Origin of the sequence: Sphingomonas sp. Leaf20, assembly GCF_001421535.1 — a bacterium.
Classification (GTDB): Bacteria; Pseudomonadota; Alphaproteobacteria; order Sphingomonadales; family Sphingomonadaceae; genus Sphingomonas.
Genome location: NZ_LMKN01000009.1, coordinates 305,366 through 328,671 on the forward strand (window position 1 = coordinate 305,366; position 23,306 = coordinate 328,671).

At 65.1% G+C, this 23,306-nt stretch carries 21 protein-coding genes; 7 read left to right on the top strand and 14 right to left on the bottom strand.

Translation table 11 applies throughout. The features are described 5' to 3' along the window. Positions 1-56: 56 nt before the first annotated feature. Positions 57-380, top strand: a complete 324-nt coding sequence (gene trxA / locus ASE72_RS14815) for a thioredoxin TrxA (RefSeq protein WP_056023011.1) — start codon at positions 57-59, stop codon at positions 378-380. A 44-nt stretch (positions 381-424) separates the two neighbouring features. Here trxA and argJ read toward each other — a convergent pair whose 3' ends face one another. Next, positions 425-1,645 (bottom strand): bifunctional glutamate N-acetyltransferase/amino-acid acetyltransferase ArgJ, encoded by a 1,221-nt coding sequence (gene argJ, locus ASE72_RS14820; protein WP_056023014.1) that lies wholly within the window; start codon positions 1,643-1,645, stop codon positions 425-427. Positions 1,646-1,772: 127 nt separating this feature from the next. Here argJ and ASE72_RS14825 point away from each other — a divergent pair, with 127 nt between their 5' ends. Beyond that, positions 1,773-2,024 (top strand): hypothetical protein, encoded by a 252-nt coding sequence (locus tag ASE72_RS14825; protein WP_056023017.1) that lies wholly within the window; start codon positions 1,773-1,775, stop codon positions 2,022-2,024. Positions 2,025-2,121: 97 nt separating this feature from the next. Continuing rightward, the gene (secA, locus tag ASE72_RS14830) at positions 2,122-4,860 is read left to right on the top strand and encodes a preprotein translocase subunit SecA (protein ID WP_056023020.1); all 2,739 of its coding nucleotides are present in this window, start codon (positions 2,122-2,124) and stop codon (positions 4,858-4,860) included. A gap of 112 nt (positions 4,861-4,972) precedes the next feature. Here the strand turns inward: secA and ASE72_RS14835 are convergent, their stop codons facing one another. The 3 genes from ASE72_RS14835 to ASE72_RS14845 form a co-directional block, all read right to left on the bottom strand. Beyond that, positions 4,973-5,596, bottom strand: a complete 624-nt coding sequence (locus ASE72_RS14835; protein WP_056023023.1) for a CC0125/CC1285 family lipoprotein — start codon at positions 5,594-5,596, stop codon at positions 4,973-4,975. 136 nt (positions 5,597-5,732) lie between these two features. Beyond that, positions 5,733-6,149: a secondary thiamine-phosphate synthase enzyme YjbQ gene (locus ASE72_RS14840; protein WP_056024213.1), complete on the bottom strand. Its 417-nt coding sequence runs from the start codon at positions 6,147-6,149 to the stop codon at positions 5,733-5,735. 60 nt (positions 6,150-6,209) lie between these two features. Next, a complete protein-coding gene (locus ASE72_RS14845) occupies positions 6,210-6,599 on the bottom strand; it encodes a hypothetical protein (RefSeq protein WP_235532376.1) in 390 nt (129 codons plus the stop codon). 148 nt (positions 6,600-6,747) lie between these two features. On the opposite strand from ASE72_RS14845, the gene ASE72_RS14850 reads away from it, so the two are divergent. Beyond that, positions 6,748-6,945 carry a hypothetical protein gene (locus ASE72_RS14850; protein ID WP_056023026.1) on the top strand — a complete coding sequence of 66 codons (198 nt, stop codon included), beginning with the start codon at positions 6,748-6,750 and terminating at the stop codon, positions 6,943-6,945. An 18-nt stretch (positions 6,946-6,963) separates the two neighbouring features. Here the strand turns inward: ASE72_RS14850 and ASE72_RS14855 are convergent, their stop codons facing one another. After that, complete coding sequence (locus ASE72_RS14855) at positions 6,964-7,251, bottom strand: hypothetical protein (RefSeq protein ID WP_156350517.1); 288 nt, start codon at positions 7,249-7,251, stop codon at positions 6,964-6,966. 143 nt (positions 7,252-7,394) lie between these two features. After that, on the bottom strand, positions 7,395-9,770 hold the full coding sequence (locus ASE72_RS14860) for a TonB-dependent siderophore receptor (RefSeq protein ID WP_056023032.1): 2,376 nt from the start codon (positions 9,768-9,770) through the stop codon (positions 7,395-7,397). 326 nt (positions 9,771-10,096) lie between these two features. Here ASE72_RS14860 and ASE72_RS14865 point away from each other — a divergent pair, with 326 nt between their 5' ends. Further along, positions 10,097-10,927, top strand: a complete 831-nt coding sequence (locus ASE72_RS14865) for a 23S rRNA (adenine(2030)-N(6))-methyltransferase RlmJ (RefSeq protein ID WP_056023035.1) — start codon at positions 10,097-10,099, stop codon at positions 10,925-10,927. 196 nt (positions 10,928-11,123) lie between these two features. Here ASE72_RS14865 and ASE72_RS14870 read toward each other — a convergent pair whose 3' ends face one another. Both ASE72_RS14870 and ASE72_RS14875 read right to left on the bottom strand, forming a co-directional pair. Beyond that, on the bottom strand, positions 11,124-11,990 hold the full coding sequence (locus ASE72_RS14870) for an energy transducer TonB (RefSeq protein WP_056023038.1): 867 nt from the start codon (positions 11,988-11,990) through the stop codon (positions 11,124-11,126). Between the two features lie 161 nt (positions 11,991-12,151). Continuing rightward, positions 12,152-12,946, bottom strand: coding sequence for a ThuA domain-containing protein (locus ASE72_RS14875; protein ID WP_056023041.1), 795 nt, complete (start codon positions 12,944-12,946; stop codon positions 12,152-12,154). 198 nt (positions 12,947-13,144) lie between these two features. Between ASE72_RS14875 and ASE72_RS14880 the strand changes: the two genes are divergently transcribed. Beyond that, positions 13,145-14,086 carry a 3-keto-disaccharide hydrolase gene (locus tag ASE72_RS14880; RefSeq protein ID WP_235532377.1) on the top strand — a complete coding sequence of 314 codons (942 nt, stop codon included), beginning with the start codon at positions 13,145-13,147 and terminating at the stop codon, positions 14,084-14,086. A gap of 24 nt (positions 14,087-14,110) precedes the next feature. Here the strand turns inward: ASE72_RS14880 and ASE72_RS14885 are convergent, their stop codons facing one another. From ASE72_RS14885 to ASE72_RS14895, 3 genes are all read right to left on the bottom strand, one after another. Then, a complete protein-coding gene (locus tag ASE72_RS14885) occupies positions 14,111-15,703 on the bottom strand; it encodes an alkaline phosphatase D family protein (protein ID WP_056023047.1) in 1,593 nt (530 codons plus the stop codon). A 22-nt stretch (positions 15,704-15,725) separates the two neighbouring features. Continuing rightward, positions 15,726-18,365, bottom strand: a complete 2,640-nt coding sequence (locus tag ASE72_RS14890) for a TonB-dependent receptor (protein WP_056023050.1) — start codon at positions 18,363-18,365, stop codon at positions 15,726-15,728. Between the two features lie 240 nt (positions 18,366-18,605). Further along, on the bottom strand, positions 18,606-19,313 hold the full coding sequence (locus ASE72_RS14895) for a MauE/DoxX family redox-associated membrane protein (protein ID WP_056024219.1): 708 nt from the start codon (positions 19,311-19,313) through the stop codon (positions 18,606-18,608). Between the two features lie 107 nt (positions 19,314-19,420). Here ASE72_RS14895 and ASE72_RS14900 point away from each other — a divergent pair, with 107 nt between their 5' ends. Beyond that, on the top strand, positions 19,421-19,813 hold the full coding sequence (locus tag ASE72_RS14900; RefSeq protein WP_056023053.1) for a MerR family transcriptional regulator: 393 nt from the start codon (positions 19,421-19,423) through the stop codon (positions 19,811-19,813). Positions 19,814-20,136: 323 nt separating this feature from the next. Here the strand turns inward: ASE72_RS14900 and ASE72_RS14905 are convergent, their stop codons facing one another. The 3 genes from ASE72_RS14905 to ASE72_RS14915 are packed head-to-tail and all read right to left on the bottom strand — an operon-like array spanning position 20,137 to position 23,220. After that, positions 20,137-20,832, bottom strand: a complete 696-nt coding sequence (locus ASE72_RS14905) for a phytanoyl-CoA dioxygenase family protein (RefSeq protein WP_056023056.1) — start codon at positions 20,830-20,832, stop codon at positions 20,137-20,139. A 4-nt stretch (positions 20,833-20,836) separates the two neighbouring features. Then, positions 20,837-22,573 (bottom strand): flotillin family protein, encoded by a 1,737-nt coding sequence (locus ASE72_RS14910; protein ID WP_056023058.1) that lies wholly within the window; start codon positions 22,571-22,573, stop codon positions 20,837-20,839. Between the two features lie 26 nt (positions 22,574-22,599). Next, positions 22,600-23,220 (bottom strand): OB-fold-containig protein, encoded by a 621-nt coding sequence (locus ASE72_RS14915; protein WP_056023061.1) that lies wholly within the window; start codon positions 23,218-23,220, stop codon positions 22,600-22,602. Positions 23,221-23,306: the final 86 nt, after the last annotated feature.

Consider the following 23,306-nt stretch of genomic DNA (forward strand, 5'->3'; position numbering starts at 1 on the left):
CGGTTGAGACGCGTGAACAGCGACACTAGATGATGGTATAACGAAGGAGAATTTCAGTGGCGACCAAGCAGATCACCGATGCCAGCTTCAATGCCGACGTACTGAGTGCGGAAGGCCCCGTGCTCGTCGATTTCTGGGCCGAATGGTGCGGTCCGTGCAAGATGATCGGGCCGAGCCTCGAGGAACTGTCCGAGGAGCTGGGTGAGAAGGTGACGATCGCCAAGCTCAACATCGACGAGAATCCCGACGCTCCGGGCCAGTACGGCGTGCGTGGCATTCCGACGATGATCCTGTTCAAGGGCGGCGCGCCAGCGGCGACCAAGGTCGGCGCTGCGCCCAAGGGCCAGCTCAAGGCATGGCTCGAGAGCGAACTCGCCTGACCGACCTCCCGCCATCCCGGTCCGCACCGGGATGGCGGGAATGATCAGCTCCGATAGTCGGCGTTGATCGAGATATATCCGTGCGTGAGATCGCACGTCCACACGGTGGCCTTGCCCTCGCCGAGCGCGAGGTCGACGCCGATCTCGATCTCCTGACCCTTGAGATGCGCGGCGACCGGCGCCTCGTCATAGCCCTGCAGCGCCAGCCCGCCTTCCGCCACCTGCGTATTGCCGAAGCGGATCGAGAGCGTGTCGCGGTCCGCGGGTTCGCCGGCCTTGCCCACCGCCATCACGACGCGCCCCCAATTGGCGTCCTCGCCGGCTATCGCGGTCTTCACCAGCGGCGAATTTGCGATGCTCATCGCGATGCGGTGCGCGCTGCGATCGCTGTCGGCGCCGGTGACCTGGATCTCGATCAGTTTCTGCGCACCTTCGCCGTCGCGCACGACGAGCATTGCGAGCTGTTGGCAGAGATCCGCGAGCGCGGCCCGGAATGCGTCGGCACCCACGCTGTCATCGTCCGCAAGCGTCGCGTTCCCGGCCTTGCCCGTGGCGAACGCCAGCACAGTGTCGCTGGTCGACGTGTCGCTGTCGACCGTGATGCACGAGAAGCTGGGCGCGTTCGCCTTCGACAACGCGGCCTGCAGGAAACCGGGCTCGACCGCTGCGTCGGTGAAGATGAAGCCCAGCATCGTCGCCATGTCCGGCGCGATCATCCCCGATCCCTTGATGATGCCGACCAGGCTGACGGTGCGGTCGCCGATCACCGCGGTGGTCGTTGCCCCCTTGGTGAAGCTGTCGGTCGTCATGATCGTCGCCGCGGCATCCTCCCAGCCGCACGGGTCAGCGGCGAACGCGGCGTCGAGCCCCGCCTCGGCCTTGTCGATCGGGAGCGGTACGCCGATCACGCCGGTCGAGGCGACGAACACGTCCGATGGCTGGCACCCGAGCTGCGCTGCGGTCCGCGCGGCAATCGCCTCGACCGCAGCGCGGCCGCGCGATCCCGTGAAGGCGTTCGAATTGCCCGCATTGACGACGAGCGCCCGCGCGTGGCCGAGCGTCAGCGCCGCGCGGCACCATTCGACCTCGGGCGAGGGGCATTTGCTCTGCGTCAGCACGCCCGCGACGACGGTACCCGGGTCCAGCGTGACGAATGTCAGGTCGCACCGGTCCCACGTCTTGTAGGCGGCACGGGCGACATGAAGCGTGACGCCGGGAATCGCCGGCATGACGGGGAAGGGGCGTGCGAGCGGAGAGGTGGTCATGACAGACCTCTGCCTCCGGATCGGCCCCTGCGCAACCGCTTGTCCACGTGGCGAACCGCCCCCGACCGCGCTGCGATGCGGTGAAAGGATGGACCTTGGCGGCAGGCTGTCATAAGGACGAGGTCACATGAACCTGCTTCTCCTTCTGTCTGCCCTGCTGTCCGCGCTTACCGGCGTGGTACCCGGCGTGCGTGGGCAGGCGGCGCAGGCGGTGGCGCAGGGTGCGGTCTCTCCGCAGGCCGTTGCGGTTGCAGTGGTCAGGCGCGCGACACGACCGGTGGCCGGCCCGCCGTCGTTGCAGGCGGTCGCGGCGTCGCCCGCATTGCCCGCCATCGCGGTCGACATGTCATCGCTTTGGACAGACCGCCGGCGCGAATAGCGTCGGGCGCCTCGTGCTGGCCTGCGGGCCGTCCCCTTCTTTCTTGCGTGCGTCCCGGTAGCGGGCTTGCCGTGTCAAAACTTCAGGAAATCAGCCCATGTTCGGTGGCCTCGCCAAATCCTTGTTCGGTTCGTCCAACGACCGTTACGTCAAGTCGCTCAACCCGATCCTTGCCAAGATCGCATCGTTCGAGCCCTCGCTTGTCGCGATGTCGGACGAGGAGCTGTCCGCCCAGACCGTGCGCTTCCGCGAGCGCCTCGCGAACGGCGAGAAGCTCGACGACCTGCTCCCCGAGGCGTTCGCGACCGTCCGGGAAGCCGCCAAGCGCGTGCTCGGCCAGCGGCATTATGACGTACAGATGGTCGGCGGCATTGTCCTCCACCGCGGCGAGATCGCCGAGATGCGCACCGGCGAGGGCAAGACGCTCGTCGCGACGCTCGCGACCTATCTGAACGCGCTGCCCGGCGACGGCGTCCATGTCGTCACCGTCAACGACTATCTCGCCGCGCGCGATGCCGAGTGGATGGGGCAGGTCTATACCTATCTCGGCATGACAATCGGCGTCATCGTCCCCAACCTGACCGACGAAGAGCGGCGTGCCGCCTATGCCGCCGACATCACCTACGGGACGAACAACGAGTTCGGGTTCGACTATCTGCGTGACAACATGAAGTATGAGCGCAGCTCGATGGTGCAGCGCCGCTTCAACTTCGCGGTGGTCGACGAGGTCGATTCGGTGCTGATCGACGAGGCGCGTACGCCGCTGATCATCTCGGGCCCGACCGACGACAAGTCCGAGCTGTATATCCAGGTCGATGCGGTCGTGAAGCAGCTCGTCCCGGGCGATTACGACAAGGACGAGAAGCAGAAGACCATCATTCTCACCGAGGATGGCACCGAGAAGGTCGAGCGGATGCTCGAGGCGGCGGGGCTGCTCGAGGGGCAGAACCTGTACGACTTCGAGAACACGCAGGTGGTCCACCACCTCAACCAGGCGCTGCGCGCGATCGTGATGTTCAAGTCGGACATCGACTACATCGTCAAGGACGGCAAGGTCATCATCATCGACGAGTTCACCGGTCGCATGATGGACGGCCGGCGCTGGTCGGACGGCCTGCACCAGGCGGTCGAGGCCAAGGAGGGCGTGCAGATCGAGCCCGAGAACCAGACGATGGCCTCGATCACCTTCCAGAACTATTTCCGCATGTATCCCAAGATCGGCGGCATGACCGGCACCGCGGCGACCGAGGCGGCCGAGTTCTACGACATCTACAAGATCAACGTCGTCAGCATCCCGACCAACGTCCCCGTCCAGCGCGTCGACGAGGAGGACGAGTTCTACAAGGACACCAAGGACAAGTTCGCGGCGATCGCCAAGAAGATCAAGCATCACGCCGATCTCGGCCAGCCGGTGCTCGTCGGCACGGTATCGATCGAGAAGTCCGAGCTGCTGAGCGAGTTCCTCGTCGGCGAGGCGGTCGAGCACAAGGTGCTGAACGCGCGCTTCCACGAGATGGAGGCGCACATCGTCGCGCAGGCCGGGCGCAAGTCCGCGGTGACGATCGCGACCAACATGGCGGGCCGCGGCACGGACATCAAACTCGGCGGCAACCTCGAATTCCGCATGCTCGACGAGCATCCCGAGCTGGTGGAGGGGACGCCCGAATACGCCACCGAGGCGGCGCGGATCGAGATCGAGATCGAGGCCGAGAAGAAGGCTGTGCTCGCCGCGGGCGGTCTGTTCGTGCTCGGCACCGAGCGGCACGAGAGCCGGCGTATCGACAACCAGCTGCGCGGGCGCTCGGGGCGTCAGGGCGATCCGGGGCTGTCGCGCTTCTATTTGAGCCTCGACGACGATCTGCTGCGCATCTTCGGGCCGGACACGCTGTTCGCCAAGATGATGCGCAACAACATCGAAGACGGCGAGGCGATCGGCAGCAAGTGGCTGAGCAAGGCGATCGAGACCGCGCAGAAGAAGGTCGAGGCGCGCAACTACGACATCCGCAAACAGGTCGTCGAATATGATGACGTGATGAACGAGCAGCGCAAGGTCATCTACGAGCAGCGTGCCGACATCATGGATGCCGATACGGTCGGCGACGTCGTCGTCGACATGCGCGCGGAGACGGTCAACGTCATCGTCGGCGACGCGTGCCCGCCCAACTCCTATCCCGAACAGTGGGACATCGAGGGGATGAAGACGCGGCTGTCCGAGGTCCTCAACCTCGAGCCGCAGATCGAGGCGTGGCTGCTCGAGGAGGCGATCGATCCCGAGATCGTCGAGGAGCGCATCCGCGCGATGGCGGACGAGGCGATCGCGGTGAAGTCCGCCGACCTCGATGAGGAGACGTGGACGTCGGTCGAAAAGTCGATCCTGCTGCAGAATCTCGACCATCACTGGAAGGAGCATCTCGCGACGCTCGACGCGCTGCGCCAGGTCGTCCACCTGCGCGCCTATGCGCAAAAGACGCCGATCAACGAGTATAAGCAGGAGGCGTTCTCGCTGTTCCAGCGGATGCTCGAGACGATCCGCGAGGACGTGACCAAGACGATCGCGCATGCGCAGTTCCAGATGCAGGCACCGGTCGGACTGCCCGAGCTGCCCGACTTCATCACGACGCATTTCGACCCGTTCACCGGCGAGGACAATTCGAACGACATCGACGCCGGGACGACCGGGCACATCACGTCGCAGCTGCCGCCGATGCAGATCCCGCAGCCGCAGCAGGCGGATATCGGCGAGGATCCCGCCAACTGGGAAGGCGTCGTCAGCCGCAACGCGCCATGCCCCTGCGGGTCGGGTCGCAAGTACAAGCAGTGCCACGGCGCGGTCTGACGTCGTCCCGCCGGTCCGCCCGCGGCTCCTGCGGGCGGACGACACGCAAAAGAAAGGCCGGGCTGTCCAGTAGGACGGCCCGGCCTTTTTGTGTCGACGGTATTTCCGAGGCTTACTTCGGGAGAACCAGCGTCGGTCCGATATTGTCGACCACCTGTTTTGCGTTGAACGCGCGGATGTTGTCTCGCGGGATCGGACCCTTGCGCATCACGATCTCGGCAGTCGCCTCGTAACGGTCGATCGTCCGGACGTCGAAATTGTTGCCCCAAGGCCCGCCGAACCCGCCGCCGAAACCGCCACCACCAAAGCCGCCGCCGAAATACGGATCCCAGCTGCGCCAGCCGAACCCGCGGCCGCGAAAGCGCCACGACGGACCCCAATATCCGCCGAACCCGCCATAGCCAAAGCCACCGCCGATGCCCGGGGTCGAGAAGGTCCGCGACTGAAGGTTCGTATCGCGGTCGGCCATCAGGAAATAATCATAGCCCTGCTGCAGCGTCAGCTCGGCGGCGCGGAAAAACAGGTAGCGCTCGACCGTGTCACGCGACGTGACGCTGTTTCCGGCAAAGCTGACGAGGAAGCGGTTATCTTCGATCCGACGGTCGCTATACCCCGTCCGGCTGAAGCCCTGTCCCGTGGCAGGACGATAGGTCGTTTCGGTCGCGCACCCGGCAACCAGAAGCGTGCTCGACGCCAGGGCTGCCAAAAGGACTTTGCGACCAGGCATGATAAACATGATTGTCGTCTCCGTTCGCGGCGGATGCGGCGAAACGCCTCACACTAGCCATCAGTGGTGGAACGGTTGATGAACGGGATTGCTCCGGAAACCAAGCGCACCCCCCGAATAAAGCCCCGGTGCCCCGTTCGCGCGGTCAGGCCCCGGCGATATGCAGCGCGAGCGACCGGCGATGCGCGCGACGGCGATGCTCGAACAGATAGAGGCCCTGCCACGTGCCGAGCGCCATTTCGCCGTCGATGACCGGAATCGACAGGTGGACCTGGGTCAGCGCCGTACGCAGATGGGCGGGCATGTCGTCGGGCCCCTCGTCGTCGTGGAAATAGTCGGCGGACTCGGGCGCCAGACGCGCGAAATAGGCTTCGAGATCGATCCTTACCTCGGGCGCGGCGTTCTCCTGGATCAGCAGCGACGCCGAAGTGTGGCGGCAGAAGATCGTCAGCAGACCTTCGCGCATTTCCTGATCGGCGACCCAGCGCCGCACGACGTCACTGATGTCGAGCAGGCCCTGGCGCCGCGTATCGATCGTCAGAAATCCGGTAGCCTGCCGCATGATCATAGGTCCCTGGACGGTTCGGTGATGGCAAGGCACATGGTTTTCACCATCGTGCGATCAGCGCGGTGGTTCATCCGCGACCGGGATGTCCTTGCCCAGATTGATGCGGTCGTAGAGTTTGAGCAGTTCGGTGACCTCGTCGATGACGGTCTGCTGTTCCTGCCGGTAGCGCGCGGTCGCGTCCTGCGTCGGAACGCCGTTCTTGCCGTCGTGCATCGTAAAACCCTGGTCGATCAACCAGATGGTGTCAGCCGCGCGTGAGCGCTGGCGTCGAAGATGGAATACCCATTGCTCGATGATACCCGAAGGTACCAGTCTGTCGATCTCACCCATGGGCGCCGCGTAGCCGACCGGACGCGTGGTTGTACAGGCGCGCGATGCAAGTGGCGGATGTAGAGGTTGCGCAAACGGCGGCACCGGCCCGGCGATGTTGATCTGGCGCAACACTACCGACGAGATTGCGTAAGGTTCCCGGTTTTTGGTAAAAACTCCATTCAATTCGTCGCGAAATATGGAACCGGACCGGGTGAAACGTGTTGGAATACAGACGAAAAGCTAACATGCCGTCAACGATTTACCACGCAGAGAGCCGCCGATGTCCACGCTGTCAGACCCGCCGATCTTCAATCGCACCGATATATCGCCGCCACGCCTGTCGGATCGTTATGGCGCTGAACGACTCGACGCACTGTATCGGCGCGCGGCCGCGGACCGTGACCGGTTCCGTGAACAGCAGGCGATGGCGCAGCAGTCGAGCCTCGTCGAGCGCGTGCTCAGCCGGCTGTTCCGCTAAGCCGTCTGGGCGCGCCGGTCACTTGCCATCCGGGAATGTGGTCGCCGCGCGCAGTCCCTTGATCTCCGGCCAACGGATAGGCCGGTCGCGACCGACGCACTCAATGATCACGTTCTGACCCTCGTCCTCCGACAGGTCGTCGGCCGCCTTGACCATGTCCTCGAGCGACCCGGTTGCGATCACGGCCTTGCGATCGGCGCTTTCGTCTTCGGCTTCATGGTCACCCGCCTGCGCTTCGGTCGCGCCAACAGCATCCTCGCCGTCGTTAGCACGCGGCGCCGGCAGCCGGGCGAGCGTCGCCGGCATCTTCCACATCGTCTTGAACACGCTTGTTACTCCAGCCCCCGCTGTAGATCGACCGATGCCTCGTCGGTGCGCAGCGGTCCAGTGCGGGGCGGGGACGATGCGGTCACCATGCGATTGCGTGCGACGAACCGCGGGCTCGCCCGCTACCAGTTGAACCGCAGCGTGCCGACGACGGTGCGCGACGCCCCGAAATAGCAGCTGTTGACGAAGAAGCAGCTTGCGATGTGCTGCTTGTCGAACAGGTTCGCGACATTTGCCGTCAGGCTCATCCCGGCAAGCGACGGATCGAACTTGCCGAGATCATAGCCCAGCACCGCGTCGACCAGGACATAGCCCGGCGACTGGAACCGCGTCGTGACCGTCTGGCCCGACCGGATCTGGGTCGCGGTGCCGTCGGATTCGCCGACGTACCGGACCCCGCCGCCGATCGTGAAGCCTGACGCGGCGCCGCCGACGCTGCGTTCCAGATCATAGCTGGCGAAGCTCGATGCGCTCCATGTCGATATGCCCAGCGGCTTGGTTCCCGTGACGCCGCTCAACTGGTCGCCGGTGCCGATCGCGGGGGTGCCGCGCCGGACGTCGGGGTCGGTGTAGGTTCCTGCGACGGTCACGGTCAGCCCCGGCGCGATTTCGCCACGGCCGTCGATTTCGATCCCGCGTATTTCGACCTCGCCGACCTGGATCTGCGCATTGGCAGGAATGGTGCTGCCGTCCTGTCCTGCGCGCGGGTCTGCCACGGGTACGTTGCGGCGACGCAGGTCGTAGGCGGACAGCGTGAACACCGCGTTGGTCCCGCGCGGCTGGTATTTGACGCCTGCCTCATATTGCCGCCCGGTCACCGGCACGAAGGTCGGCCCCGCGATCGGCGTCCTGCCGTCCGGCGCGAAGATCGTCTGCGTGCCCGTCTGCGGCTCGAAGCTTTCCGAATAGCTGACGAAGGGGGCAAGCCCGCTGCGCGTCTCGTAGAGCGCGCCCAATCGTCCCGTGAACGCGGCCTGCTTCAGCTGGGTCACACCGCCGGCGACGCCTGCCGCCGTATTCCTGTTGACGCTCATCTGTTCGTACCAGTCATACCGGCCGCTGGCGATCAGTTGCAGCGCACCGATCGCGATCTGGTCCTGGAGATAGGCGCCGACCTGATCGATCTTGCGGAATCCCCGCGTCGCCGTCAGCGCGAAGCTCGGTTGTACGCCGCCGTAATTGGGGTCGAACAGGGTGAAATCGGGGATGCTCGTCACCGGATCGGTCGTGGTGCCGGTATTGAATTGCTGTGCGTTCGAGCCGCGATTGCTCTGCCAGTCGACGCCGGCCAGCACGACATGCTGCAGGGGCCCGGTCGCGAACTTGCCGGTGACGTGGTTGTCGAGCGTGATGGTCCGGAAGGACTCGTCCGAGCCGCCACCGCCGCGGACGATGCGCGAAAAATCGGTGTTGCGGTCCGCACCCGTGCCCGTCGTCGCGAAGTTCGAGAGGTAGATCTGGCGATAGTGCAGGTCGACATCGAGATAGCGCGCGCTCGTCGCCCAGCTGAGCGCCGGGCTGAAGTCGTGACGGAAGAGCGCGGTCACCGATTTCTGCGTGCGATCGAACGCCTCATAGGCTGGCTCGCTGACGTTCAGGTCGATGGGGAAGCTGCCCAAGGGGTTGGCGAGCGCCGAACCATAGACGGGAACGCCGCTATACGAGGCCGATTCCGGATCGCGCTGATGGTTGAGGATGACCGTCAGGCTGGTCGCGTCGTCGGGCGCGAAGGTCAGCATCGGCCGGATATAGTGGCGACGATTTCGTGTCCGCGCGACAAAGCCGTCGGATTGCTCCGCCCCGCCGATCACCCTGAACAGCCATTTGTGATCGGCGTCGAGCGGCTGGTTCACATCGATCGCGCTGCGGACGAGATCGAAATCCCCCGCCGCGAGTTCGATCCGCCCGCCGGCGACGTCATAGGGCAGCTTGCTCGTGAGGTTGACGAGGCCGCCGGGCGTCGAATTGCCGTACAGCACGGAAGCGGGTCCCTTGACGACATCGACCCGCTCGACGAGGTGGAAGTCGATCTGCGGGGTCGAATAGATGCCGCCGAGCAGCCGCATGCCGTCCATGTACTGACCGGGTGCGAACCCGCGAACGTAGAGCTGGTCATAACGCGTCGCGACATTGCCGCGCTGGCTCGGCGACACGCCCGCGACATAGCCGAGCGCCTGGTTGATCGACAGCGCGTTGCGCAGCGTGAGCTCCTTTTCGTCGATGCTCGTGATCGTCTGCGGCGTGCGGATCAGCGGCGTCTCGGTCTTGGTGCCGGTACTCCCGGTCTTTCGAATGCGTTCGCCATTGACGATGATCTCGTCGCGTCGCGCCTGGTCGTCTGCGGCCACGGTCGTGTCGTCGTCCATGCCGTCGCTGGCTGCACGGGAACCTGCATGTACGGGGGCGAGATCGGCGGCGCTCGCAAAGGACGGCGCCCAGACGCTCGCTGCCGCCATAGCCGTACCGACCAGAATGTCGCGCTTGACCTTGTGCCGCATACCCACCTCAATGCTATTGATAACCATTCGCAGGAGGGCGCTAGGCGTGGTTGATCTGTGTTGCAAGCAAAATGACGAAATGTTCATGAAGGACGCCGAACGCGAGACGGCGATCGCGTAACGCGGGTTGCCAGCGAGGCATGGGGGCCGCCGTGGTTCGGGAACGCGAAGGGGTTTTCGCGAAGACCAGACGCGGCACGCAAAAGTGCGTTGAAGTTTCTGCCCGACTTTATACGAGCACCGGATTGGTCGTTTCAATCGCCTCGCACTCGGCAATCGCGCCCAGCAACAGGTCGACAGGCAGATCGTCGGGGTTCTGAGCCGCAATGAATTATCGCCATTCCTTCCATGCTGGCAACAGCGCCGATGTCGTCAAGCACAGCCTGTTGATCGCGCTGGTGCGCGCCCTGCAGCAAAAACCGGGGGCACTGACCCTGATCGACACGCATGCCGGTTGCGGGCTGTACGATCTCGACGGCGAGGACGCGCAGCGCACCGGCGAGTCGATACAGGGCGTGCTGCAGGCGCTTGCCGATCCGAACCCGTTGCTGGACGACTACCGCGCGGTCGTGCAGGCGGTGAATGTCGGGGCCGAGCCTCACTATTACCCCGGCTCGCCGCGGATCCTGGCGCAGTTGCTGCGCCCGCAGGACTTCCTGGTCCTCAACGAAAAACATCCCGAGGACGCGTATACCCTGCGCGGCGTGATGCGCGGCACAGCCGCTGCCGTACATGAGCGCGACGCCTACGAGCTCTGGCTGGCGATGGTGCCGCCGCGGACCGCGCGCGGCGTGGTGCTGGTCGACCCGCCGTTCGAGCAGACGGACGAACGCGCGCGTATCACCGCGACCCTCGCCGCCGCTTACCGCAAATGGGCGCACGGCGTGACGGTGATCTGGTATCCGCTCAAAGACCGCGCGACGCTGTGGCGGTGGAAGGAGCAGCTGCGCAAGCTCGGCATCCCGAAAATGCTGGGGGTGGAGCACTGGCTGTACGATGACGATCAGCCCGGCATCTATAACGGCGCCGGCCTGTATATCGTCAATCCGCCCTATGCGTTCACGCAGGCGCTGCCACCGCTGCTGGAAGCGCTGCGCGCCGTGCTGTCACCCGAGGGGCATCGGGGCGAGATCACAACCGAATGGTTGGTCGATTAAAGCAAACCGGCATCGCAGCCTTCTCCCGACGGACGTATCGCGGCGTTGTAGGTTTCAGCGAAGGGTCTCGCGACATTCGGCCGCTGTTGGGGGCTGTCTCGATGCGGGCGGAAGGACGCTCAATAGCTTGGCAGCCCGGGATATTCCCAGCGGTACGGGACGCCGGTCTCGCCCAGAGTGATGCAAGGATCGACAATCAGCCGGCGGTTACGAATGGTTTTCCCGGCTGCCAGTTGATGCGGCGTATCCATACGGAATCGATCGCGCGCCCGCTCCCGTCGATCGCCGGGCGGAATTGCGCACGCGTGGTCATCAACCGGCACGTCAGATCCTCAAAGGCCTTGTCGCCGCCTGCCTTCGCTACCGCACAGGTCTTTATCGATCCGTCAGCCGCCACCACGAGTCGCAGCACCACAATCCCTCCGGACCCGCCCCGGTTGAGGGCGACGGGATAATCGGCCGGACGGAACCAGCCGGCGGGATCGTTGACCGGCTCGGGCGCGCTTTTCCGCTGTCGCTGCTCGGCCGGGTCGAGCCCCCAGCTCGTCACCAGATCGTCCACGCACGCATCGAGCGCTGCGAGTGCGCCCTTCATCGGCCCCATGTCGAGTTGCACCGCATAGCGTCTTGCAAAGCTGACGCCGAGCATCGTCGGTCGGTCGGCCGTTACATCGCTACGCAACGCGCCGGGAAGATCCCTGTCAGGCCGGAAGCGTATGCTGCCGGGCGCGCCGCCCGCCGTGGCAAAGCCGCGTGCGTGCATGCCGGGGACATGTGCGACGGTGGACGTGCTCACCGAAACCGGGACGTCGCCATCCGTTGCCGGCATATGCGATCCGGCCAGCGCCATTTCGAGGACGTCACTGACATCGAGGCGGCTGAGCTGGAGCGTGGTCCGGTCCCGGTCCTCGCCGAAGCTGCGGACGAGGCGGCATTCGGAAGGCGCATAATCCATCTGCCACTTGGAGGACGGACTCAACGGAACGACGCGGTCTGCAGCGATGGCCGCGGTACCGGCGATGCCGCTCATGACGACAAAAGCGACTACCTTCTGGACGCGCATAAACCCTCTCGCTTGCTGCGTCGGCATATCACAGTCGTTTTAAAGGCGATGATCTGGCGCAGTTTCTACCGTCGATCTGCTGCAGCGATCAGAGTTTTGCAACAGGCCTGACCGGATTGGGGTCGGCCATTCCGGTGATGTCCAACTCACTGGCGCCCATTTTATGATTTTCCCGCCCAGCGAACCGCGTTGACCAGAATGCGGCGGTAGTTCGGATCGTCATAGGCCTCAGGCAAGTGGCCCAGCGCGGAGTAGACGACACGGCCCTTCGTCGAGGGGTTGGCCCAGATGACGGGATGCCTGCCCATCGCGAGCTTGGCGCCGGGTCGGTAACTGGTCTCGTCGATCCGCGCGAGCACGGTCATGCCGCGGGCCGCGGGATCGGCGTCGAAGGCATACCATTCGTCGACCGGCGACCAGGGCAATGTCACACCGGCCATGACGGGGTGGTCCGGTCGATCGACGAGGAGCCGTGCGCGCTGAAACTGGTCGATTCCGCCCGGATGTCCGGTGAACCTAGTGCGGATGATCGTGTCGGTATACCAGGCATCGGTGTGACTATCGTCGCCCGCCGCGTGCAACGCCACGACACCGCCGCCCCGGGCCACGAAACGGGCGAATGCGGCGCGCTGATCGGGCGTGAGAAAGTCGCCGCTGGCGCTGTTGAGAATGACGACGGAAAAGTGCTGCAACTGCTCGTCGTTGAAGACCGCCGCATTCTCGGTGGCGTAGCTCGCACGACCCAGGCCTTTCGCAATATCGGCAAGCACCGTGTTCGAGTGTGGAATATGCTCGATGTGGCGCCAGCCATTGGTCTTGGAAACGATCAGCACCGCGTTCCGCAGCCCCTTGGGCAGCACGGGGGCGACGCTGTCGTAGGTCGCGGCCGGCAGGTGCGGATTGGGCGCGGCCTGCGCCATCGTCAACAGTGCGATCAGCGCCCACATCTTGTGCATCGTACAATCTCCTGGCGCATCGATAGCGCAAATGGCGGAACCGCGCGACCAGACACCGGCGATCGTGCCATACAGGCCGCGATAGCGGCGAACGCTAGTATGATCGCGCTGCGCAAAGGCTGATATTCCACGAGTGTCGATACAGCGCCGGGCGAATAGAGTACTATCTCATCGAACGATGGCCGGGGGCGAATGTTGATGTGGTTTGATCGAACATTGGTGGCGCTGCTGGTGCTGTCTGCCCCCGCGACCGCGCAAACGTCGAAGGACGCGGCACGCGCGATTGCGGGCGAACCGGCACGTTCAGCGCAGCGGCTGACGCTGACGGACATACCCGTGCCGACCGGCAAGCCGACCGCGTTGTTCGACGGGCGGAGCCTGAAGGGCTGGACGCCCTGGCTCGGCTATGCCGACCCCTCGATCACGTACCGATCGGACCCGGGTGCGCCGCCGATCGGTACCAGCCGCGACACCAGCGGCGACTTCGCCGTGCGCTCCGTCGACGGTGCCCCCGCAATCTGGGTGAAGGGCGAGACCTGGGGCAGCCTCGTCAATGCGGCCGACCTTGGAGACTATCACCTGCGGCTGCAGTTCAAATGGGGGGCGAAGACCTGGGCGCCGCGCGCGACGCTGCCGCGCAACAACGGGCTGCTCTATCATACCCACGGCACCGCCGGCGACGTCTTCGGGACTTGGCGTCCGTCGGTCGAGTTCGAGATCATGACCGGGTCGACCGGCATGATCGTCGCGGTGGGCGGCAAGGTGCGTGGGCGTACGAGCGTGACGTTCGATCCATCGCTGGTCGAACCGCATCTTCGCTATCGCGCCGGGGGCCGCGAGATCGACATCGTCAACGCCACCCCGACCTGGAACGTCGAGGCCGCGACCGATGCCGAGCGCCCCGTCGGCGCGTGGAACACGCTCGATCTGTATGTCGTCGGCGACCGCGCGGTGCATGTCGTCAACGGCGTACCCGTCGCGGAGGTGCACGACCTGGCAACGATCGCGACCGACGGCGCCCGGCGGCCGCTGACGCATGGCCAGATCCAGCTGCAATCCGAAGGCGCGGAGACGTGGTTCCGCGCGATCACGGTCGAACCGATCACGTCGCTTCCAAAGATCGTCGTCGCGGCACCGTAAACGTCCGAGGCTGCCGCGACGTCCTCACGCGCGCTGCAGGCCGGGCTTGCCGCGCTCGGTGACGAAGCTGGCGTGGGTCGACAGCGTCCCGTTCCGCGTTGCGATCGTGTCCAGCACCTTCAGGTCACCGCGCCACCGGTCGCGGCCGACGTCGCACAGAACATAGCCACGGCGGTCCGTCAGCGCCTTGAGGTGCGCATTCTCGGCGCGCGACGAGCGTGTGTAGTCGTCGTCCTCGCCGACACCGTCCGCCCCCGAACTGATTGAGGTCGCGAGATATTCGCTGCTGATGATCTTGCCGTTGCCGTGATCCTGGATCAGGTCGCCGGCATAATGGCGGTGCGCGTCGCCGCTGACGGTCATGACGTTGCCGGGACAATGCGCGTCGATATGCGCGAGCAGGCGGCGGCGGCTGTGCATGTATCCCGACCATTGGTCCATCGACACGACTTGCCCGGGCTGCCCCGCCTTGTGATAGCCGAGGTTCATCAGGCAGACCTGCTGTGCGATCAGGTTCCAGCGTGCCTTCGACCGGTCGAGCCCCTTGAACAGCCATGCCTCCTGCGGCGCGCCGGTGATCGACCGGTCGGTGGCGAACGCGTCCGGCCCCTGCGGCGCGTCACGGTCGCCGTACACCTGATCCGAGCGATATTGCCGCGTATCGAGGAAGAACGCGCCCATCAGGTCGCCGAACCGCGCACCGCGATACATCTGCATGTGCGCGCCATCGGGCATCGACGAGCGGCGCAGCGGCATATGCTCGTAATAGGCCTGCATCGCCATCGCGCGCCGCGTCCGGAACACCTCGGGCGCGGTGCCGTCCTGATCGATGTCGCCAGCCCAGTTATTGTCGATCTCGTGATCGTCGAAGCTGACGAACCACGGCGCGGCGGCGTGCGCGGCCTGAAGGTCGGGATCGCTTTTATACTGGGCGTAGCGCTGGCGGTAATCGCCGATCGAATAGATCTCATGACCGAGATGGCGGCGCACCAGCGGCTTCTTCGCGCCGCGCGCCTGCTCGCCGCGATCGGGGCCTTCATAGATATAGTCGCCATAATGGAACACGAAGTCGATCGGCTCGGCGGCGATGTGACGCCACGCGGTGTAATAGCCTTCCTCGTAATGCTGGCACCCGGCGACGGCGAAGCGCACGCGGTCGAGCGGCGCGCCGGGCAAGGGCAGGGTGGCACCGCGCCCGGTGGCGCTGCGCTCGCCGCCGCAGGTGAAGCGGTACCAATAGGGACGTGCCGGCGCCAACCCGGCGACCTCGACATGGACCGAATGCGCGAGTTCGGGATGCGCGATCGTCTCGCCGTGCTGGAGCAGCTGGCGGAAGTCGGGATCGGCGGCGACCTCCCAGGCAACGAGCACCGGCGCCATCGTCATGCCGCCATCGGGCTGGAGCGGCAGCGGCGCGAGCCGCGTCCAGATGACGAACCCCGAGGCGTTCGGATCGCCCGCCGCGACGCCCAGCGTGAACGGCGGGGCGGGGAAGCGGGGGGCGTCGATCAGGTTGCGGGGGCGCACCTCGGCCGCGGAAGCCCGCCACGGCAGGATGCCAGAAGCGGTCAGGCTTCCCAGCGCGGACAGGAGATAGCGGCGGTCGACTTCGTACATGGTCGGTACTCCCTTCGGCGGATCAGCGCAGCATGATGTGGAAAAACGCGCCCTGGCCGTAATCGTCGACTTCGCTGACGTAGCGCAGGCCGTTGCCGACGAGGAATTTCGGCTGGTCGTTGAGCAGGTTGGTGATCTCGTATTTGAACGTCACGTGCTCCGTCACGCGGTGCCACAGCCCGAGGTTGACGGTGGTAAGCTCGGCGCGACCATTGTCGTCCTGCGCGGTCTCGCCGATGCCCTCCATGTAGCTTCCGCGGTGCGTGACGGTCGTGCGGAACGCGCCGTCGATCGCGGGCAGGCGAAGCGTCGCGCCGCCGTTGATGATCCATTTCGGCTGGTAGATCAGCCGGTCGAGCGAGCGCGTCCCTGCATCGCTGGTGATCGACATCCGCCCTTTGAGCCAGGTTGCGTTGAAGAACGGATCGATCCGCTGGCCGAACAGGTTGACGTCGTGATCGGCGGCCTGGAACTCGATGCCGTAGAGCCGCGAATTGTCGGCGTTGAGCGGCTGGCGCACGCGGTAGTTGACGTCGTCGATCAACTGCGTCGTGGTCAGCGTGAAGATGTCGTCCTTGATCCACTTGGCGAACGCGCCGAGCGAGATGATGCCGTCCTTGTGGAAATACTGCTCGAACTGGACATCGAGATTGTCCGACCGACGCGGGCGCAGATCGGGATTGCCGCGACTGATCGAGCAATCCGCGCCGCCCGGGTCCTCGTCGCCGCAATTGAGCGATTCCGGTTGCGCGATGTTGCCGGGCGTCGGGCGGCCAAGCGTGCGGCTGTATGAAAAGCGGAGCTTCTTGCCGCCCGCAAAGTCCTGGATGCCGGTGAACGACGGCAGCAGATACTCGTAGCCGCCTTTGTTGCGCGTCATCACTGCCGACGCGGTACCGCCGGTGATCGTCGGCTGGAACGCCGAGAACCGCGTGTGGTCGTAGCGGACGCCCGCGACCAGCGTGGTGTCGTCGGTGGCGTAGTGCAGCGACAGATACGGCGTCAGCAGCCGCTCGGTATAGCGATAGTCGCCGGTGATGCTGTTATAGGTCGAATTGGGCACGTCCTTGACGAACTTGGGCCACAGGTCGGTCTTCACCCGCGCCCAGTCGACCCATGGAAACGACTGCGGCGCGCCGACCGGGATATAGCCGGGATCGTAGAGATAGGCGTTCATCGCCTGGCCGAGCTTGTATTCGGTCATGTCGACGTCGCGCGCGAGTTCGAGGTTGCGGAACTCGACCCCTGTGACGAACCCGAAGCCCCGATCCTCGGGCTCGGCGTTCCAGCCATAGTCGACGCGCGCAGTCGCCAGCCCTTCGTTCGCCATGCGGTAGGTCGTCTGCGCGGTGCTCAGCTTGTACGCCGATCCGAGCACGAGGCCGGGCTTGTTGATCCCGGTGACGTAGGGGAGCCCGCCGGTGGCATCATTGCCTGCCGCCCAATCGAGCGACAGCCCGGTTGGATAAGTGCGGACGCCGATATAGGGCTGCGTATTGTCGTACCGGGCGCGGGTATAGCCGCCGCGGACGCGTAACGACGATTGGTCGTCGTGCCATTCGACATTGCCGATCGCGCCGACCGTCGCCTTGTTCCAGGTGTCGTAGCGATAGCGCGAATAGAGGCTGTTGATGTCCGACCCACCGCCCTCCGCGGTCAGGTCGCTGACGCTGTTCTTGGTGTAGTAATCGTTCTTGTTCATCGTCGAGGATTCCCACTGACGATAATTGAACCCGAGCAGCGACGCATAGATGGCAGTGCCGAGCGGCCGCCATTCGAACTTCGCCGAACTGCCCGCAGTCTGGAGACGGTTGGTATAGCTGCCGTAGCTGTGGTTGTACGGCACGGCGATGCCGTTCCACGCGGGATCGTCGGGGCCGGCCAGCTTCTTGCCCGCGTCGCTGAAGTAATATTTGGTGTCCTGCCACCATTTGCGCGAATTGCGGATGCGGTTCTCGTAGCGCGCCGACAGGACCACGCCGAACTGGTCGCCCGCGCCGAACTTGTCTGCGAACACCATCTTGCCGCCGCCGCCGAAATGCGGCGTGCTGCCATTGCCGGCATTGCTGCCGCCATCGCCCTTGAACGACGAATAGATGCCATAGCCGTCGAGCATGACGTAGCGGCGCTTGAGCGCGAAGGCGCTGCGCGTGACGATGTCGACGATCCCGCCGATCGCCGCGCCGTCCTGTTCGGCGGTGAAGGTCTTGTAGACGTCGTTGTGGAACGACAGCTCCGACGGGATCTGCTGCAGATTGACCTTGCGCGACCCCTCGCCGTCATTGCCGATCGTCGCGAGCGTGATCCCGTCGATCGTGGTCTGGTTGAGATCGGGCGAGATGCCGCGGATGCTGACGAAGCGCGGCGCATCGCCGTCCTCGATCGCGCTGATCCCGGGCAGCAGGATGAGCTGCCCCGCGACGCTGCCGTCGGCGGACAGCGTTTCGAGATCGTCGTACACGATCGAATCCCGCACCGACGTCGCCTGCTGCTTGCCCGAGCGGGTCGCGCGATCGCCCATGACGATGATGTCGGACCTGGTCTGATCGGGGTCGGCGGCGGGATCTTCGGCGTTTGCGGCGCTGGCGATGAAGAACAGCGGCAGCGTACAGGCCGCGGACGCGACCAGCCGGACGCGTCCGGCGGGCGAAAGACACAACATTGGGCCAGCATCTCCGAATGGGACAAGCAGAGAGGCTTCCCCGGAACGGGATGGCTGGCCCTGCCTATTGCGCGACCCCGGTCGGGGTCTCGAAGGCATCGCCTATGATACCGGCGCGACATAACCGCGTCAGTTATGCTGACCTTTTATGACAGTGAGCGTCATTCCAAAACTGCCGCTTGGCCGCGTATCGAAGATGTGGTGCGAGACTATAGGATGGTGGCAGGGATTTCGTCTGGCTCACATCCTGGCGAGCATCCAGATCGCCATGGCGATCATGCCGAGGTTCTCGGTAAGCGAGACGAAGCCGAGCGGCACGTTGGACGAGCCGCCTACGCAGGCGCATTTGAGATCACGCCCATCGAGGTAGACGGCCTTGAACACGGACACCGCGCCCACGGTGCCGATGAACAGCGCTATCGGGATGGAAAGCCAATCCAGCGCGTCCGCGACCATGAGCACGCCCGCAAGCCCCTCGGCGAACGGATAAAGAATACCATATGGTACCCAGCGCTCCGCCAGCAGGTCGTAGTTGAGGAACATGGTCGAGAACTTCCCGATGTCCTGCAACTTGAGCAGCGCGAGGATGGCCATGCTGAAGCCGCCGAACCATTGGAGCGCGAGTGCGGAGAAGGGCGAACCGAAGGCCGCATGGCTGGCCGCGATCGCGAGCAGCGCTGCCATCGCAAACAGCGCGGCGACGGGGCGATAACTGGTCGATCCCGGCTCCGCGACGGACATGCCGAAGTGGCGGCGCAGATCGTCGAAGCCGCCGATGCGCACGCCGTCGATGAACACCTGCGGCGTCGTCCGCACGGCTTGTGCGGCCTTGAACGCGTCGGTCTCTTCGCGCGTGGTGAGGTGGCGGTCGTCCACCGCGAACCCCTTGCGCCGGAGAAGGTCGAGCGCCTTCAAGCCGTACGGGCAGGTGTGCGCCGGCATCACCATGCGGTGGAGGACGGCTTCGGGACGGTCTGACACGGGTGCGTTCCTCGCTGGTGATCACTGCACCCGCCCCATATAGCGTCCGTACCATGGTCCGGAGTCAAGCCCCGATGTCGATGACGATCGCCAAGCTCGCCGAGGCAGGCGGTGTCGGTGTGGAGACCGTCCGCTATTACCAGCGGCGCGGTCTGCTCATCGCGCCAGCGCGACCCGGCGGGACCGGGTTCCGCAGCTATGACGAAGGCGACGTGCGCCGCCTCCGCTTCATCCGTCAGGCGCAGGCGGCGGGCTTCACGCTGGACGAGATCGGAGAGTTGCTCGCGCTGGACGCGACGGAGGATCGCAACCGCGCGCGCGAGCTTGCCCGGTCGCGCATTGCGGCGCTGGATGCCAGCATCGCAGAGATGATCGCAGCGCGTCAGGCGCTCGCGCGGTTGGCGGACGAGTGCGGGTCGGGCTCGGCGGGGCCTTGCCCCATCCTCACCGCGTTCGAGGAGTCCTAGCGCGTCGAACATATGTCCGGCCCAGCCACGTACGTGCTTGATCACACCGTTCGGTGGGCGCGAAGGCAATGCGCTGACCGGGGTACGTCTTCCGTGCCGTCTTCGAAGTGATGCGCGATACCAGCTGAGCTTTTGAAACGCTGGTGGAGCCGAGGGGAATCGAACCCCTGACCTCTGCAGTGCGATTGCAGGGGCGTGACTTGAAAAGGGCGGAAATGCGTTAATTCTCGCCCTTCAACGCTTGGATCGAGCGCCAGAAAGCGCTGTTTATGATACGCGTACGATACGCAGATTTACCGCAGAATGAGAGGCCGAGCGGACCTTTACAGTCCGCGCCAGCGTAGTGGGGAGGGCAGGTCGACGGCCGCATAATCGACCTGGAGCACACGTCGACGACGTGGGGGATCGGCGGCGCGCGAGCCATGGACGATCGGCGTTGCGTAGAGCCAGACATCGCCGCGGTTCGCAAGGCACTCGCGTTCGCCGCGGTCCTCCACGACGTGCTTGATACTCGCTTCCGTTAGGCGGCCCAGACGGTGAGATCCGGGCACGATGCGAAGCGGGGCATTCGTCGTGTCGACCGGGTCGAGATGAACGCGGATCGTGACCATCCGCTCCAGAATGGCGAAAGGCGGTTCGACTTGAATGAGGCCAGCCTTGACGGTCCAGGGGCCGAACCCGTCGACGCCCGCGCGCTGCTCGACGACGATCGTGCGATCCTGATGCCAGCCGAGCGCCCAGTTCCGGGCGGCCGTCTTGTCGAATAACACGGCTCGAACGGCGCGCGCATTGGGGCCCGACGCCGATGCGGCGATGCTGCCGATGGGACCTTCCACCGCGAGCATGGCGCGCAGGGCAGGGGCGAACCCGATCCTCACGCCTGGGACGTCGCTCGGCAGATCGGCGATCGCTTGTTCGATCGAAAGGCACGTGGCGTTATCCAAGGCACCCGCAAAGATCTGCGCTCCGTCTTCCTCGAAGCGCAGATCGATTTCCAGGGGCTGGGCCTTCACGTTCATTCGATCAGGCCGGTGAGTTGCCGGATCCGCCGTTGAGTGCGGCGCGGTGTTTGTGGGCATCGGTGGAGGAGGTTTGGGCAGGCGCTGCCTCAGCGCTGCTGCCGGCGAGCATGCCGTTCAAGGAACTTCCGGTCATACCGAGTTCCGCCATCAGGCCATCGATCAACGGGCCGCCGACGCGGTAGCGCATCGCGGCGGCGACCGCGGCGTCGGCGAGATTGCCCTGACCGCCGCCAGACGCGCCATCGCTGCTGCCGTCACCATGCAGTCCTCGCGCATCAAGGATGCTGATCTTGTCGATATTCTCCATCGGCTTGCTCGCCGCAGCGATGATCGCGGGGAGCGCTTCAAGCATCGCGCGGCGGATCAGCAGCGCTGTCTGCGCGTCGCTCAGGAGGTTGGTCGCCTCATTAATCGATGCCTGACCTGCGGCGTCGACCTTGAACGCTGCCTCGCGACCTTCAGCGCGGGCCTTCTCGGCATCGGCTTCGGCAGTCGCTTCGGTGCGGAGGGCACTGGCGCGGGCCTCTGCGGCTTCCTTCTCGGCGGTCGCGGCGACGGTGATGCCGACGGCCTCTTCCTGAGCGCGCTGGGTGGCGGCAATCACCGCGACATTCTTATTGCGGTTGGCAATCTCGGTTGCCTTGGCCGTGGCGACACTTTCCTCGGCTCTGACGGCAAGTGCACGCGCCTCATTGGCGGCGGCAGTCGCGGTCGATTCCTCCTCTGACTTCTGCGCGGTCTGCACCGCAGTCGTGATGCGCGCGATCTCGATGGTGCGGTCGCGCTCGATCGTCGCAGTCTGGATCGCGCCGTCGCGGGCGATGGTGGCGGTCTGGATGACCTTGTCGGCCTCGGTCTGCGCGACGGTCTGCGCTTGGCTCGCGGTGATGCGTGCGATCTCGGCGAGGCGGGTCTGCTCGGCCTCGGCGGTGGCGATCGCGGTAGCCTGTTCGGCACGGCGGGCGGAGAGCGTTTGTTCTTGCGTCAAGCGCGCCTGCTCAGCGGCTTGTGCGATCTCGAGCGACTGGTTGTTGGCATCGAGGTTGCGCTGCTCGATCTCGACGCGGTTGGTGGCAACGATGTCGTTTCGGATCTTCTTGCGCTCCTCGATCGTCCGCGTGAGCACGGTCAGCCCTTCGGCATCGAACGCGTTGTTCTCGTTGAAATGCTCGAACGCGGTCTGGTCGAAATGCGTGATGCTGACGGACTCGAGCTGGAAGCCGTTCATGTCCAGATCGGTCATCAGCGCCTCCTGCACCTTCTGGATGAAGTCGGCGCGGTTGGCGTGGAGGTGCTCCATCGTCATCGTCGCAGCGACCGATCGCAATGCCGAGACGAGCTTGCCGTCGAGCAGCGACTTCACCGCGTCGGGGCTGTTGACCGAATCGCCGAGCGTCTGCGCGGCGGCGGCGATCGACTCCGCGTCGGGCTTCACCTTGATGTGGAACAGCCCGACGACATCGACGCGCAGCTTGTCGAGCGTGATCAGCGCATCCTTGTTGAGGCGGGACACCTCGAGCTTTACGGTCGTCAGGCGGACCTGCATCAGTTCGTGGAGCACCGGGATTACCATGATGCCGCCATTGAGCACGACCTTCTCGCCGCCGAAGCCGGTGCGGATCAGCGCCACGTCCTTGGTCGCGCGGCGGTAGAGCCGGGTCAGGATGATGCCGATCACCACCAATGCGAACAGGACGATGCCGGCGTAGATCAGGACGTTCAGAAGCTGTGCGGGCATGAAACCCTCCCCCGGTTATGCGTTGGTTAGATCGACCGCAGAAGCGCGTTGGCCTCGGGCAGTGCGTAGAAGAGTTTGCCGTCGCGGCGGACGATCAGCGCGGTCTCGCCGGCGGCGATCGCGTCGCCGTCGTCATGCGGCTCGACCATAATGAAATGCGCCTGCCCGTGCTGGTCGACGATCTTCGCGCGGGCGGGCGATCCGCGTCGGGCGGTGCCTTCGAGGATCGTACCGCGGCGGCGGAGGAAGTCGTTGGTCGAGATCACGCTGGTTTCGAAGCCGGGCATGATCCGGGCGAGGCCGTTGGCGGCGAGCGTATTGAGCAGACTGCCGGCGATCAATGAACCGCCCGAGGCGAGGCTCCAGTGCAGCGGGGCGCCGGCCAGCGCGGTCGCGCCCTGCTGGATGGCGATCCCGGCCAGCGTGAAGCAGCCAAGCAGTGAGGTCAGCCAGATCAGGATCGGCAGTTCATGGCCGAGGCCGAGCCAGTCGAGCACGCCGCCGCCATCCGCTTCGGCATGGACGTCCGCGTGGAGATCAAGATGGCCGAACCCAAGGCCGATCGCCTCGATTAGCCCGATCCCGATCATCACGACGAACGCGATCGCGAACGGCGCGTAGGCCGGCGTCAGGAAGATCGCGAACATAGGCCGTGGCGCCGGTGAGGACTCTGGTTCTGCATCGAAGAGCGGGTAGCGGACAGACGACAACGCTTCGTTACGAAACGCCGGCC

Excerpts from the sequence above, each read along its gene's own strand:
- ASE72_RS14915 (WP_056023061.1), bottom strand. The coding sequence starts at position 23,220 with ATGTTCGCGATCTTCCTGACGCCGGCCTACGCGCCGTTCGCGATCGCG.
- ASE72_RS14850 (WP_056023026.1), top strand. The coding sequence starts at position 6,748 with ATGTCCACGCTGTCAGACCCGCCGATCTTCAATCGCACCGATATATCG.
- ASE72_RS14875 (WP_056023041.1), bottom strand. The coding sequence starts at position 12,946 with ATGCACAAGATGTGGGCGCTGATCGCACTGTTGACGATGGCGCAGGCC.
- ASE72_RS14860 (WP_056023032.1), bottom strand. The coding sequence starts at position 9,770 with ATGCGGCACAAGGTCAAGCGCGACATTCTGGTCGGTACGGCTATGGCG.
- ASE72_RS14840 (WP_056024213.1), bottom strand. The coding sequence starts at position 6,149 with ATGCGGCAGGCTACCGGATTTCTGACGATCGATACGCGGCGCCAGGGC.
- ASE72_RS14870 (WP_056023038.1), bottom strand. The coding sequence starts at position 11,990 with ATGCGCGTCCAGAAGGTAGTCGCTTTTGTCGTCATGAGCGGCATCGCC.
- secA (WP_056023020.1), top strand. The coding sequence starts at position 2,122 with ATGTTCGGTGGCCTCGCCAAATCCTTGTTCGGTTCGTCCAACGACCGT.
- ASE72_RS14900 (WP_056023053.1), top strand. The coding sequence starts at position 19,421 with ATGTCGATGACGATCGCCAAGCTCGCCGAGGCAGGCGGTGTCGGTGTG.
- ASE72_RS14885 (WP_056023047.1), bottom strand. The coding sequence starts at position 15,703 with ATGTACGAAGTCGACCGCCGCTATCTCCTGTCCGCGCTGGGAAGCCTG.
- ASE72_RS14880 (WP_235532377.1), top strand. The coding sequence starts at position 13,145 with ATGTGGTTTGATCGAACATTGGTGGCGCTGCTGGTGCTGTCTGCCCCC.
- ASE72_RS14890 (WP_056023050.1), bottom strand. The coding sequence starts at position 18,365 with ATGTTGTGTCTTTCGCCCGCCGGACGCGTCCGGCTGGTCGCGTCCGCG.
- ASE72_RS14905 (WP_056023056.1), bottom strand. The coding sequence starts at position 20,832 with ATGAACGTGAAGGCCCAGCCCCTGGAAATCGATCTGCGCTTCGAGGAA.
- ASE72_RS14910 (WP_056023058.1), bottom strand. The coding sequence starts at position 22,573 with ATGCCCGCACAGCTTCTGAACGTCCTGATCTACGCCGGCATCGTCCTG.
- argJ (WP_056023014.1), bottom strand. The coding sequence starts at position 1,645 with ATGACCACCTCTCCGCTCGCACGCCCCTTCCCCGTCATGCCGGCGATT.
- ASE72_RS14855 (WP_156350517.1), bottom strand. The coding sequence starts at position 7,251 with ATGCCGGCGACGCTCGCCCGGCTGCCGGCGCCGCGTGCTAACGACGGC.
- ASE72_RS14835 (WP_056023023.1), bottom strand. The coding sequence starts at position 5,596 with ATGTTTATCATGCCTGGTCGCAAAGTCCTTTTGGCAGCCCTGGCGTCG.
- ASE72_RS14865 (WP_056023035.1), top strand. The coding sequence starts at position 10,097 with ATGAATTATCGCCATTCCTTCCATGCTGGCAACAGCGCCGATGTCGTC.
- ASE72_RS14895 (WP_056024219.1), bottom strand. The coding sequence starts at position 19,313 with ATGGTGATGCCGGCGCACACCTGCCCGTACGGCTTGAAGGCGCTCGAC.
- ASE72_RS14825 (WP_056023017.1), top strand. The coding sequence starts at position 1,773 with ATGAACCTGCTTCTCCTTCTGTCTGCCCTGCTGTCCGCGCTTACCGGC.